This window comes from Amycolatopsis nivea (assembly GCF_004522235.1).
Taxonomy (GTDB): domain Bacteria; phylum Actinomycetota; class Actinomycetes; order Mycobacteriales; family Pseudonocardiaceae; genus Amycolatopsis; species Amycolatopsis nivea.
The window spans coordinates 88,156-99,996 of the sequence record NZ_SDLT01000027.1 but is presented as its reverse complement, the minus strand read 5'-3'; the positions used below and the strand labels follow the sequence as shown (position 1 = coordinate 99,996).

12 protein-coding genes are annotated in these 11,841 nt (G+C 69.7%); 4 read left to right on the top strand and 8 right to left on the bottom strand.

Translation table 11 applies throughout. The features are described 5' to 3' along the window. Nucleotides 1-31: 31 nt before the first annotated feature. The 4 genes from EIZ44_RS28255 to EIZ44_RS28240 all read right to left on the bottom strand — a co-directional run bounded on the left by EIZ44_RS28255 (nucleotide 32) and on the right by EIZ44_RS28240 (nucleotide 4,341). Nucleotides 32-1,024: a hypothetical protein gene (locus EIZ44_RS28255; RefSeq protein WP_134732288.1), complete on the bottom strand. Its 993-nt coding sequence runs from the start codon at nucleotides 1,022-1,024 to the stop codon at nucleotides 32-34. A gap of 46 nt (nucleotides 1,025-1,070) precedes the next feature. Further along, entirely contained in the window at nucleotides 1,071-2,693 is a 1,623-nt protein-coding gene (locus tag EIZ44_RS44880) for a beta-ketoacyl reductase (protein ID WP_167754300.1), read from the bottom strand. Nucleotides 2,694-2,924: 231 nt separating this feature from the next. Further along, the gene (locus tag EIZ44_RS28245; RefSeq protein WP_134732286.1) at nucleotides 2,925-3,524 is read right to left on the bottom strand and encodes a P-loop nucleotide/nucleoside kinase family protein; all 600 of its coding nucleotides are present in this window, start codon (nucleotides 3,522-3,524) and stop codon (nucleotides 2,925-2,927) included. Nucleotides 3,525-3,534: 10 nt separating this feature from the next. Next, nucleotides 3,535-4,341, bottom strand: coding sequence for an MBL fold metallo-hydrolase (locus EIZ44_RS28240; RefSeq protein ID WP_205673335.1), 807 nt, complete (start codon nucleotides 4,339-4,341; stop codon nucleotides 3,535-3,537). Between the two features lie 101 nt (nucleotides 4,342-4,442). Between EIZ44_RS28240 and EIZ44_RS28235 the strand changes: the two genes are divergently transcribed. Continuing rightward, nucleotides 4,443-4,877: a MarR family winged helix-turn-helix transcriptional regulator gene (locus EIZ44_RS28235; RefSeq protein WP_037805929.1), complete on the top strand. Its 435-nt coding sequence runs from the start codon at nucleotides 4,443-4,445 to the stop codon at nucleotides 4,875-4,877. Here EIZ44_RS28235 and EIZ44_RS28230 read toward each other — a convergent pair. Beyond that, nucleotides 4,801-5,439 (bottom strand): TetR/AcrR family transcriptional regulator, encoded by a 639-nt coding sequence (locus EIZ44_RS28230; RefSeq protein WP_134732284.1) that lies wholly within the window; start codon nucleotides 5,437-5,439, stop codon nucleotides 4,801-4,803. The two genes, EIZ44_RS28235 and EIZ44_RS28230, sit on opposite strands and share 77 nt — an antisense overlap. 92 nt (nucleotides 5,440-5,531) lie before the next feature. On the opposite strand from EIZ44_RS28230, the gene EIZ44_RS28225 reads away from it, so the two are divergent. Further along, complete coding sequence (locus EIZ44_RS28225) at nucleotides 5,532-6,593, top strand: Gfo/Idh/MocA family protein (protein ID WP_134732282.1); 1,062 nt, start codon at nucleotides 5,532-5,534, stop codon at nucleotides 6,591-6,593. 141 nt (nucleotides 6,594-6,734) lie between these two features. Here EIZ44_RS28225 and EIZ44_RS28220 read toward each other — a convergent pair whose 3' ends face one another. After that, complete coding sequence (locus tag EIZ44_RS28220) at nucleotides 6,735-7,724, bottom strand: malate dehydrogenase (RefSeq protein ID WP_037805932.1); 990 nt, start codon at nucleotides 7,722-7,724, stop codon at nucleotides 6,735-6,737. Nucleotides 7,725-8,278: 554 nt separating this feature from the next. Between EIZ44_RS28220 and EIZ44_RS28215 the strand changes: the two genes are divergently transcribed. Next, nucleotides 8,279-8,917 carry a DUF4360 domain-containing protein gene (locus tag EIZ44_RS28215; protein ID WP_134661504.1) on the top strand — a complete coding sequence of 213 codons (639 nt, stop codon included), beginning with the start codon at nucleotides 8,279-8,281 and terminating at the stop codon, nucleotides 8,915-8,917. Nucleotides 8,918-8,954: 37 nt separating this feature from the next. Here EIZ44_RS28215 and EIZ44_RS28210 read toward each other — a convergent pair whose 3' ends face one another. Further along, nucleotides 8,955-9,392 (bottom strand): MarR family winged helix-turn-helix transcriptional regulator, encoded by a 438-nt coding sequence (locus EIZ44_RS28210; protein ID WP_134661503.1) that lies wholly within the window; start codon nucleotides 9,390-9,392, stop codon nucleotides 8,955-8,957. A gap of 103 nt (nucleotides 9,393-9,495) precedes the next feature. Between EIZ44_RS28210 and EIZ44_RS28205 the strand changes: the two genes are divergently transcribed. Further along, nucleotides 9,496-9,882, top strand: a complete 387-nt coding sequence (locus EIZ44_RS28205) for a nuclear transport factor 2 family protein (RefSeq protein ID WP_134661502.1) — start codon at nucleotides 9,496-9,498, stop codon at nucleotides 9,880-9,882. A gap of 94 nt (nucleotides 9,883-9,976) precedes the next feature. On the opposite strand, the gene EIZ44_RS28200 is transcribed toward EIZ44_RS28205, so the two are convergent. Further along, on the bottom strand, nucleotides 9,977-11,746 hold the full coding sequence (locus EIZ44_RS28200) for a protein kinase family protein (RefSeq protein WP_167754299.1): 1,770 nt from the start codon (nucleotides 11,744-11,746) through the stop codon (nucleotides 9,977-9,979). Nucleotides 11,747-11,841: the final 95 nt, after the last annotated feature.

Here is an 11,841-nt window from a genome sequence, read left to right as displayed (position 1 = left end):
GCGCCCGGCTTGCGTTTCAGGAAAAAACCGCTCAGGAGAGGGCCGAGATCAATCCGCGGTACAGCCAGTACATCGGCTTCGGGGCGTAGTCGTCGGTGAGGACGCCGAAGTTGTCGAACGGGCTGGGGGAGCCGGTGACGTCGTCGCGCAGGGCGAACATCTCGTAGCTGGCGACGTTTTCCGTGACCCGATCCTGGTTGACCGCCAGGATTTCCGTGGTCAGCGCGCGGGCCTGGCCGACTGGCGTGCGCTGGGCGGTGTGGGTCGCCCAGCCGTTCTCCGACACGCGGATCGGCACGTCGCGGCCGAGGCCGGCGATGGGCATCTCCTGGGTGCGGACGGTGTGCAGGGTCTGGTGGACGAACCCGGCCAGGTCGGGCATCGGCGGGATGCCCGGCAGCCCGGCGTCCGGGTAGAGGTCGACGCCGACGAAGCCGACCGAGCGGCTGAACTCCGCTCCGCCCAGCTGGGCGAGGTGCTGCCAGAACTGCGTGAACGGCTGAGTGAAGGCGACCTCGTCGAACCCGATCTGCAGCCGGGCGAACCCATCCCGGTCGGCTGCCTTCTTGCCGGTGATGACGCCTTGGACGAGCGCGGTGTCGCCGTTCGGCTGGGGCACCACGTTCTGCTCGAGGGTGACCGAGATGGTGTCGGCGATCGGACCGTAGCGGTGCACCGTCTTGTCCACACAGGACTGCCATTCCGGCATGCTCTCGCCGGAGTAGCTGAGCACGACGTCGAGGCGGCGGCCCGGGGCGAGGTACTGCATTTCGTCGTCGGGGAAGGCGCTGCCGCAGCCGAGGTAATCGCGGAGCAGGAACGGCCGGTGCCCGGATTGCAGCTGTGCCAACGCTTTCCGCACCTCGGCCGGATTGTCGGGTTTGCCGGTGGTGGACCCGCCGCCCGCGTAACCGCCCGGGTAGATGCCGAAGGTCAGCGGCATCGGCGCGGCGTCGGCGACGGCCGGGACGAGCATGGCGAGTCCGGCGGTGAGAGCGGCGGCTGCGAGCCGGAGTTTCTTCATGGCGCTGAGTATTGGGGTTCTCCGCGCGCGAACCCGATGACGGATGTCATCTTCCGGCCGGGACACTCGTCAGCAGTGTGGGGAAAGGGTCCAGGGGCGGGCGGATTTGTTCGGCGGGTGACGCGCCGGGGCCGAGCAGGACCGGTTCGTCGCTGCCGAGTGCGGCGTCGAAGACAGCGGGATCCCATCTGCCCCACGCGATCGACACCGCGGGCAGCCTGTGCGCGCGCCGGTGGGTGGCGAGGGCGTCGAGGAACCGGTTAGCGGCGGCGTAGCTCGCGCCGGATTCGCCGAAGGTTCCGGCTAGGGACGAGAAGAGCACGAACGCCGACAGCGGCAGGTGTTTGGTCGCTTCGTGGAGGACCCAGGCGGAATCGGCTTTGGCGCGCAGGACCGGGTCGGGGCATTCGGGGGTTCGCACGGCCGCGAAGGGGTCGTCGAAGACCGCGGCGCAGTGGATGACGGCGGTCAGCGGCGGATTGCAGGACGCGATGAGGCTTTCGACCTGACCCGGGTCGGCGGCGTCGATGGCGGCGATGCGGACGTCCGCGTCGAGATCGGTCGGGCGGCGTTCGGCGGCGGGGCCGCTGCGGCTCGCCAGGACGAGGCGCCGGACGCCGTGCTCGGCGACGAGGTGCTCGGCCAGCAAGGTGCCGATCCGGCCGGTGCCGCCGGTGACGAGGACGGTGCCGGACGGGTCGATCGGCCGGGCGGCGGAAGGCGTGGCGGGTGTGACCCGGAAGACGTGCGGGACGCCGTCGCGGATGGCGAGCCGGGGTTCGGTGCTGCCGCCGACGAGGTCGAGGATCTGGGCGGCGGGGGTCGGCCGGTCGACGTCGACGGCGGTGACCTTGACGGCGTTGAGGAGGCCCCAGGCGGCGGCGCTCACGAGATCGGGATCCGGTCCGGTGGCGTTGGTCGTGACGACGAGCCGATCCTCGCGGGGGCGCAGGGCGTCCAGCGTGAGGGAGTGGATGTCGTTGCTCGCGGGGATTTCGAGGATTTCCGCTTCGCCGGGCCGCGCTGGGACGGGGACCCAGCGGGGGCGATACAGCAGGGTTTCGGCGGGCAGGTCTACTCGTCGCGCGCCGCTCCCGGCGAAGACCTCGGTCCAGGCGACGGGGATGCCCGCGGTGTGCAGCCGGGCGAGTTCGGCGAACAACTCGCGGACGGAGGGTGGCGTGAGGTCCAGGACAAGGCTGGTGTCGTCCCAGGGCCTTCGGGTTATGCGGGCGACGGCTTCCGGGCGGAGACCCCAGGAGTCCAGCAGACAGCACAGTGCGGCCTGGAAAGCGAAGAGCCAGTCCTGGTAGTCGCCCAACATCGTGTCGAAGGTGTCGGCGAAGAGCGGAAATCGTTGCGAGAACTCGGTTTCTCGGCCCGGGGCGAGTTTGCTGCCGTGGGAGACGAACGTCAGCCGGGGACGCTCCAGCACGGGCTCGCCGGGCGTCTGGCCGCTCGCGACCGCTTCGAGAGCGGTGCGGTCGCCGGCTGGGATGTGGACGCGGAGCGCGCGCGGGGTCCGGGTCGCGAGGGAGTAGGCGAGGTCGAGGTCGGACGCCGTGCTGTCGAGGAGGCCCGCGGCGAGGGCGCGCAGGGCAACGCCGTCGCTCGCGCTGAGCAGCCAGGGCGGCGTCGGGAAGTCCGTGCGGGCAACGGGTTCGGGCATGGGAGTCTCTTCCGGAAGGACCTGCGCGGATCGGGGAGTGCGGAAACCGGGCCGTTGACGGGCGCTCGCTGCGGACTGGTCTGTCGCTCGTCGTCGAGAATCAGGAATGCGCCGGAATCGGCTGCGATTTCCGCGGCGGCGACACCGGGTCCGGTGCGCGCGGTCCGCCCGGAAAACGGCGGCCGGACCGCGTCGGCTCTGTGTCCTGGCACTCCTCGACATATACCGCGCTCAGGCCGGGCCGGGCGGCAGGCTTCCCGTTTGGTCCCCGTTCCGTGCACTCGGTACCTCCGCCGCTGCTCGGCGGGCAACGATTTCCGCGACCCTCGCGCACGTTTCGTCCGGGTCGAGGTGTTCGGTGTCCAGCACTGTGCACTGTGGACGGAGCGGAAGATACTCCGCGACGTGGTCGTGGATCCGGTCGAGCGCGCCCGGACCGCCCAGCTCGGCCATCGCGTCGGTGGCCGCGTGCTCGCCGCGCGCGGCGAACCGGGCCTTCGCCTGCGGCCGGGGCGCGGTGAGCATGACCTCGACGTACTCGCCACCGGCCGCGCGGGCCGCCTCCTCGAACCGCTCGGCCTGCTCGACGCGGGCCACCAGCTGCGGCATGACGACGTCGTGCCCGGCCCGCAGATGCGTTTCCGCCATGGCGAGCGCGAGCCGGCGCGCGGCGGGAAGCGTGTCCCGCAACGCGGTCCGCCAGCCGCCGATCATCATGACCACTTGGTCGGCGTCGAGATCGAGCACTCCGGGGTGGAGGTCCGCGTAGCGCCGCGCGACGGTGGATTTCCCGATGCCGGACGGGCCGTTGAGGTGGATCAGCCGGGCCATTCACCCGACCTTAGCGGTCGAGCGGCTGCCAGCGGCCGTCGCGGACGTGCCCGAAGACGACGTCGGCGAAGTGGTTCCCGAAGCCGATCGTGCCCGGTTCGGCCAGTTCCGCGACGAGCTTCCGGCGGTGGCTCGCGGCCTCGACCGGATCGTGGTCGTAGACGCAGGACCAGTCCGGGTTTTCGATCTGGATCGGCGAATGGACGGCGTCGCCGAAAGCGATCAGCCGTTGGCCGCCGGCGGTGATGACGTACTCGGCGTGGCCCGGCGTGTGCCCGGCGGCGAAGCGAACCTGGACGCCGGGGAACACTTCCTGGCCGTCCGAGATCGTCCGGACCTGCGGTGCCATCGCGTCGCTCTCACGCTGTGCCCACTCTGGTTCCGTAACCAGATATTCGGCGTGCGCGAACGCGGGCTGCAGTGCCCAGCCGATGTGGTCGGAGTGCAAGTGCGTGAGCGCCACTGCCTCGATGTCTTCCGGTTTGCGCCCGAGCGCGGCCAGGTTGTCGAGCAGGGCGCCGCCGTACAGCACGCCGTTCGGCGCGCCTGGCTCAGCAGGAACCGTCTGCGGACCGAACCCGGCGTCGATCAGCAGCGCGCGGCCGTCGCGTTCCACCAGCAGTCCGCCGATGCTCGCGACGAGGTAGCCGTCGTCGTCCAGGTACTCCGGATGCGCGGACCAGGTCTCGGCGGTGCTGTCGGGCAGCCATAGCCGCGGATTCCCTTGCACGGCCCCGTCCGGCACGTAGGACACCTTCGTCTCGCCCAGGTGGATTGTGCGGCTCTGCGCGGGCCTGCGCAGTCGGTCGTCGAGCACGGTCTTGTTCCCTTCCCTCGGTCTTCCTCGACCATAAGCATCAAGCTAGAAACATTCAAGCTCTAATTATTCTGGCTTGATGGAGTTGCTAGGATGGGCTCATGACGGAATCCCGGGCGGTCGCCGAACGCGAGCTGTGCGGTCTGGTGAACGGGCTGGCGCAGCAGATCGCCGACCACGTCCGCGAGCGCGCGGTGACGCTGGGGCTGACCGCCCCGCAGGCCACCGCGCTGCGCGAGCTGACCGGCCCGATGACGATGCGCGAGCTGGCCGAGCGGATGAGCTGCGAACCGTCGAACGCCACGTTCGTCGTGGACAAGCTGGAAAAACAGGGGCTGATCGAGCGGCGCGCGCATCCGACCGACCGGCGCGCCAGGCATCTCGTCCTCACCGAGGACGGCACGGCGCTGCGCGAGCGGCTGCTCGAACTGCTGACCCGGGATTCGCCGCTGGCCGGGCTCAGTCCGCAGGAGCAGCGGGTGCTGCAGGGCCTGCTGGAGCAGGCGATCGTGCCGGGCGCAGGCCGTCGAGGATGATGCGGAGGTTGCGCCGCCACTGGTCGTCGCCCGGGACGAGGCCGATCGTGTGGTCCGGCGGGATCGCGGTGGCGAGCGCGAACGGGACGTCCCGCCAGTCGACGTCGGCGCGGAGCGTGCCGGCCTGTTGCGCCCGCTCGACCAGCTGCCGCACCGCCCGCTGGAGCCGGGTGATCCGTTCCTCCAGGTCGAGCCGTTCGCCTCGGCCGGACAGGGCGTCGTGCAGTCCGCAGCTGGCCGCGCGGAGCTGGACGTAGGTTTCGGCGAATTCGGCGAATCCCTGCCACGGATCGGGGGAGTCGAGCACGCGCGCGGCGCGGTCGGTCATCTCGTCGATGGTGTCGGTGAGGATGGCGGCCAGGAGCGCGTCCAACGACGGCACGCGCCGGTACAGCGTGCCGAGGCCGACGCCCGCGCGCTGTGCGATGTCGCGGGTCGTGACCGCGAGCCCTAGCTCGTCGAGCGCTTCGCGGGTCGCTGCCACCAGCCGCTCGACGTTGCGCTGTGCGTCGGCGCGCGGTCGGCCTTGGGCGAGCAGCGCTGCGACGGCGGAGTCCGGCATTCCCGCAGTCTAAACCAAGCGGGTCACGTTGTTCCGTTTCTGGTAGCTTGGCAGAACCGGAACAATGTGACCCGCTTAGTGGAGGTGGGGACTTGACCAAGCCGATCGGCGTCGGAATCCTCGGCGCGAACCCGGATCGGGGCTGGGCCGCGCGGGCGCACATTCCCGCCATCGCCGCGTCCCCCAGCTTCTCGCTTGCTGCCGTCGCCACCACGCGCACCAGCAGCGCGGAAGAGGCGCGCGCCCGGTTCGGTGCGCGGCATGCCTTTACTGACGCGCGGAGTCTCGCCGAGCACCCTGACGTCGACCTGGTGGTCGTCACGGTGAAGGTGCCCGCGCACGTTGAGTTGGTGACGGCTGCGCTTGAGGCAGGCAAGCACGTCTACTGCGAGTGGCCGTTGTCGACGACCGCGGACGAAGCCGCCGCGCTGGCTGCGGCGGGGGAGCGGGCCGGAGTGCACACGGCGGTGGGCCTGCAAGCGCGGTTCTCGCCGACTGTCCGCCGGGCTCGCGAGATGCTCGGGGAGATCGGCGAGGTGATGTCCGCGACCGTCTACAGTTCGCGCGGCAAGGGAAACACTCACGACGTTCCCGGTTGGACGGCTTACACCTACGACCGCCGCAGCGGTGCCGGGCTGGTCGAAGTCCTCGGCGGGCACACGCTCGATCTGGTGCAGTACCTGCTCGGGCCGATCCGCGAGTTGACCGCCCGGACCGCGATCCGGAACGGCTCCCATCGCGTCGCCGAAACGGGGGAGCCGATCGACGTCACGGCACCGGATCACTTCCTCGCGCACGCCGAACTCGACGGCGGGGCAGTGGTGTCCGTCCACCTGCACGACGGGGAAGCGGCGATGCCCCGGACGCGGATCGAGATCGCGGGCACCGAAGGAAATCTCGCGCTGACATCCGCGCCGGAGACCGACCCGTGGGCCGCGCAGCTGCAGATCGGTGGGCTGGAACTGCGATTGTCCCGCCCCGGCAGTCCGGAATGGACGGTGGTTCCGGTGCGCGATCCCAGCGAGTTGCCAGTCCAGGCGGCGAACGTAGGCCGGGTCTACGACCACCTGGCCGAGGACCTCCGCGACGGGACGCACACGGTGCCCGACGTCGCCACCGCCCGCCGACTCCACGAACTCCTTTCAACTGTATAACGACCTATACGGCGGGCGATCGAAAAAACAGCCACAGCGCGAGACGCAAGTGCATCTCGCACGTCCAAAACCACCGCACAGGACGCGAAAACGAACGATGGCCGCCCTGAAAACCGGGGCGGCCATCGCGGAAAACGAACCTCAGATCAGGCCCAGCTTGCGGACCGCGTCGCGCTCCTCGGCCAGTTCGGCCACGGAGGCGTCGATGCGCGGGCGGGAGAACTCGTCGATCTCCAGGCCCTGCACGATCTCGTACTTGCCGTCCTTCGCGGTGACCGGGAAGGAGGAGATGAGGCCCTCCGGGACGCCGTAGGAGCCGTCGGAGACGACGCCGGCCGAGGTCCAGTCGCCCTCGGGGGTGCCGTTGACCCAGGTGTAGACGTGGTCGATCGCGGCCGACGCGGCGGAGGCGGCCGAGGAGAGGCCGCGGGCCTCGATGATCGCGGCGCCGCGCTTGGCGACGGTCGGGATGAAGGTGTCGGCGAGCCACGCCTCGTCGTTGATGGTCTCGGCGACGTTCTTGCCGTTGACCTCGGCGTGCTGCACCGACGGGTACTGGGTGGCCGAGTGGTTGCCCCAGATCGCGACCTTCTTCAGGTCGGTCACGGCCACGTTGAGCTTCTTGGCCAGCTGGGCCAGCGCGCGGTTGTGGTCGAGGCGGGTCATCGCGGTGAAGCGCTCGGCGGGCACGTCGGGGGCGTGCGACTGGGCGATGAGCGCGTTGGTGTTGGCCGGGTTGCCGACCACGAGCACCTTGATGTCGTCGGCCGCGCCCGCGTTGATCGCCTCGCCCTGGGGCTTGAAGATGCCGCCGTTGGCCTCGAGCAGGTCGCCGCGCTCCATGCCCTTGCTGCGCGGGCGGGCGCCGACCAGGAGGCCGATGTTCGCGCCGGAGAAGGCCTGCTTCGGGTCGTCGAAGATGTCGATGCCGGCGAGCAGCGGGAACGCGCCGTCGTCCAGTTCCATCGCGGTGCCCTCAGCCGCCTTGACCGCCTGGGGGATCTCCAGGAGCCGCAGCTTCACCGGGGTGTCGGCGCCGAGCAGCTGACCGGACGCGATGCGGAACAGCAGCGCGTAGCCGATCTGGCCGGCCGCACCGGTGACGGTGACGTTGACAGGGGCTTGGGTCATTGCGCTTCTCCAGCTTGAGACGACTTTGGCTAGTACCGAGGATGCTAGCCCTACCGGCGGGCGTCGTCCGGGTGCGTCCAGTCACGGTAGCCAGGATCACGTTCGCGTCCCGGGCGATCCGCCTTAAGTCGTGGGGCGAAGGGCGTAACTCGAGATCACGATCGAGTTGCGGGCGTGCGCGGTCGCGACGGGCGTGCGGGCGCGGAGGTTCGGGTCGGACGGCGACGGGCGGGGCGGTCCGCCGAATCGCCCCGGGAAGAGCGGGTCGGCGAGGTAGCGGGCGCGGCGCGTGAACTGTCCTGATTGCCCCGGTTTCCGCGGTCTTTTTCGCCGGATTGTCCGGACCTGCTGGGCCAGCAGGTGCTGTGTCGTTTATTTTTGAATCATTTTTGTTGATTCGTCAATTGTCCATAATAGCTTTTGTCAACGGCTTGTGAACACGTTGCTGTGCACAGCTAAGCAACGGCGTTGCTCCATTCAGTGGGACTAGCCGCACAGTTGTTGCGCTACCCTGTCGAAACCCCCACCCACCCGGAAGTAATGGGAAGGAACCCATGCTTGCCACGATGGCCGCTGCTCTTTTGGCGCTTTCTTCGACAATTGCCCCGCAGTCTTGGCCGCAGAATCCGCCGCCGGACAAAATTATCATCGACGTGGCGACCGTGAACGGGACCGGCTGCCCGCCGGACACGGCCGCGGTTTCGGTTTCCGCGGACAACACCGCGTTCACCGTCACCTACAGCCAATACACCGCGCAGGTCGGCGTCGGCGCGCAGCCGACGGACTTCCGGAAGAACTGCCAGATCGGCCTTCGCGTGCACGTGCCGCAGGGGTTCACCTACGGGATCGCCTCGGCGGACTACCGCGGGTTCGGGCACTTGGAAAACGGCGCGTACGGCGTGGAGCGCGCGAACTACTATTTCCAGGGGAACTCGCCGACCGCGTACGCGACGCATCGGCTCGACGGGTTCTACGACAATGACTGGCAATTCTCGGATTCGACCGACATCGACGCGATTATCTACGAACCGTGCGGGCAGGAGCGGAACCTGAACATCAATACGGAATTGCGGGCGTATGCCGGCACTTCGGATCCGGCGAAGACGACGAGCTTCCTGACGATGGACTCGACGGACGGCAGCGTCCAGACGGTTTACCACTTCGCCTGGAAGACCTGCCCGGAAACCCGGTAACTGCGGGACGCGGACCCGTGAGCGCTTCCTCGGGCGCTCACGGGTCCGGCTGCGCGACGTTTTCCGCGAGCCTGCCCAGCAATGCGGCCAGGGTCGCGATTTCGTCGTCGGTGAACCCGCGGCGCATCCGTTTGTCGTGCGCGATCGCGGCGTCGGCGAGGCGGTGGAAGGTGCGTTCGCCGTAGCCGGTCAGCTCGACCTGGTGCACGCGCCGGTTTTCCGGGTCGCGGGTGCGGGTGAGCAGGCCGGCGGTTTCCATGCCGTTGAGGTGGTGGGTGAGCGTCGCGCCCTGGATGCCGACGGCGTCGGCGAGTTCGCGCTGGCTCGCGTGCTGGCGGGTTTTGAGCGCGATGAGGATCTGCCAGACCGGCTGCGATCCGCCGACCTCGGCGAGCGCGCGGTCGAACGCCTGGCCCGCGGTCTTGGCGGTGCGGGCGAGGAGAACGCCGAGCGGCGGGGTGGCGGGTCGGGGCACGGAGAGGACGGTACCGCAGGTTCGTCGAACTCTAACCGTTTGACGACGAACGATTCGATATCTAACGTTTGTGGTGTCTCATCGATCGGCACTGGAGGACACCATGGATGCTGCGGAGATCTCCGACCTGGGCAAACGCTGGGCGGCCGCCGAGGTCGCGGGCGACACGGAAACCTTGAGCGGCCTGGTCGCCGACGGATTCCGGCTCGTCGGACCGCTCGGATTCGTGCTCGACCGGCAGCAGTGGCTGGACCGCTACCAGTCGGGCGCGCTGGCGACGCAGCGCCTCGACTGGCGCGACGTCGAGGTGCGCGTCCACGGCGACACGGCGATCGCGATCGGCGTACACGACCAGGAAGCGACCCATCAGGGCAACCGCGTGGACGGCACCTTCCGGGCGACCCACGTGCTGGTGCGCGGCGAGGACGGCTGGCGGATCGCGGGGATGCACCTCAGCCCGATGGGCGCGCCGCCCGCTTTCGCCCGCTGACCCGGGGCGACGGACCGTGTGGCTCGGAGTGCCGCTTAGCCCAACGGCGTCGGGTCCATGTCCCGAGGGATCCGTCGCGACATGTGGTGCGGGGTCAGGGTTTGCGCCACAGGTGCACGGTCGTGTCCGCGGTCGAGCCGGTAGTGGTGGCGATGGTTTTCCTGTCCGGGCTGACCGCGAAGCTGAGGATTCCGGGGAGACCGGCTCCGTCCTGTTGGCCGTCGAGGTCCCGGACCGTGACGGTTCCCGCCGCGAGCGCGAGGAGGTGCTGGTCGTCCAGCCCGGCTGAAGCCATGAAGACGTAGGCTTCCCTCATTTCCCCGTAGGCGGGAGCCGGGGCCAGGGAAAACGCCGGGCGCAGCTGCTCGTGCGTGGCGGTGTCCCACTGCCGCACCTGCGGCGGTGCGCCGGCTCCGGCGCTGGTGGTGATCAACGTCCGGCCGTCCGGCCGGAAGGCGAGGCAGCAGATCGGCTTGGTCTCGGAGAAGACGATCGGTTTTCCCGCTGTCTTGAGCGAAGCTGTGTCCCACAGGTCGAGCTGACTGGTGTGGGCGGAGTGGCCGTCCCACTGGTAGACGGCGAGGGTGCGTCCGTCGGGGCTGAATGCCGAGACCCGGAAGGCGGCTGGCGTGTCGATGCTGCCGATGCGGGTGCGGTCGGCGACGCGCCACAGGTCGGTCCTGCGCGGGGAGGCCATCGGCACCGCCGCGACGCTGCCGTCGGGGCTGAGCTCGGGCCAGGCGCCGCCGCGGTCGATGTTCTCGAGCACGAGGGGTTCGCCGATTTCCCGGCCGGTTCGCGAGTCCCAGGTGCGCGCCGTGAACTGGTTGTCTTTGACCTGCGCGGTGGCGAGGGTGATGCCGTCGGAGCGGAAGGTCATGCCGGGCAAGCCGGTTTCGGGGAAGGGGCCGATGCGCGGGCCGACCGGTTTGCGGGTCACGACGTCCAGGACGTCGATGGTGAAGTCGGCGTTCGCCGTCGCGAGGAGCCGGCCGTCGTGGTTGAACGTGACGTACTGCGGATGTCCGCGCGCGACGAGGAAGCCGGATTCGGTGAGCGGCGACGGGGGCGCGGGCGGGGGTGCGGGCGGGTCCGGCCACGCGATCCAAGCGGCGAGTCCGGCGATCACCAGGGCGAGCGCGCTGATCAGGATCCGCCGACGCGGGGCGGCACGTCGCGGGGGCGGCGGGGTGTCCGCGACTTGGTAGATCACCGGGTCGTCCAGCGGCGCCTGCCGGCCGTCGAGGAACTGGGCGAGTTCGGCGGTTCGTTCGGCGACGAGTTTCTCGACGGCGGGCGGCCACGGGTCTGCGGACGGCCTGAGCGCTTCGAGCAATTCGGCGGCGGTGGGCCGGTCTGCGGGGTTTTCCGCTAGGCACGGGCGGAGCGCCTCGGGAAGCGCGGACTTCGCGGCGAGAAGGGTGCCGAGCGCGAAGACGTCGTCGGCTGGGTCGTCGCCGGTCGCGCGGGCGATGAGCCTCGCTCCGCTGCTGGTGAGCCGGATGTGGGACGGCGTCAGCTTCCCGTGCGCGAGTCCGGCGCTGTGGAGCTGGGTCAGGTCGGCCGCGATTCCGGCGGCCAGCCGGAGCACCGCGGGTTCGGGCAGTGCGTCGGGTACGTCCCGCAGTGAGGGGCCGGGCACGAATTCTTGTGCCCACCAAGGTGTGGACGCGTCCGGGTCGGCCTCGAGCACCGCGCTCAACGCCGCGGCTTCGGCGGACTGCCGGGGCGCCAGCGTGAGCGCGACCAGACGGTCGTCCGGTCCGCTGCCGAGCAGGACCCGGGTGGTCTCGTCCCGGGCCAGTTCCGCGAGCACTCGGTACTGACCCAGCCAGAGCGGGTCGTCGACCGCCGGTCTTCTCATCAGCTGCCTCCCCCAGAAAGCTGTGCGAGAAGATCGATCCTGCCAGGTTCGCGGGCGGGCGAGGTACGAGCGGGCAGAATCGCTCGCCGGCACGG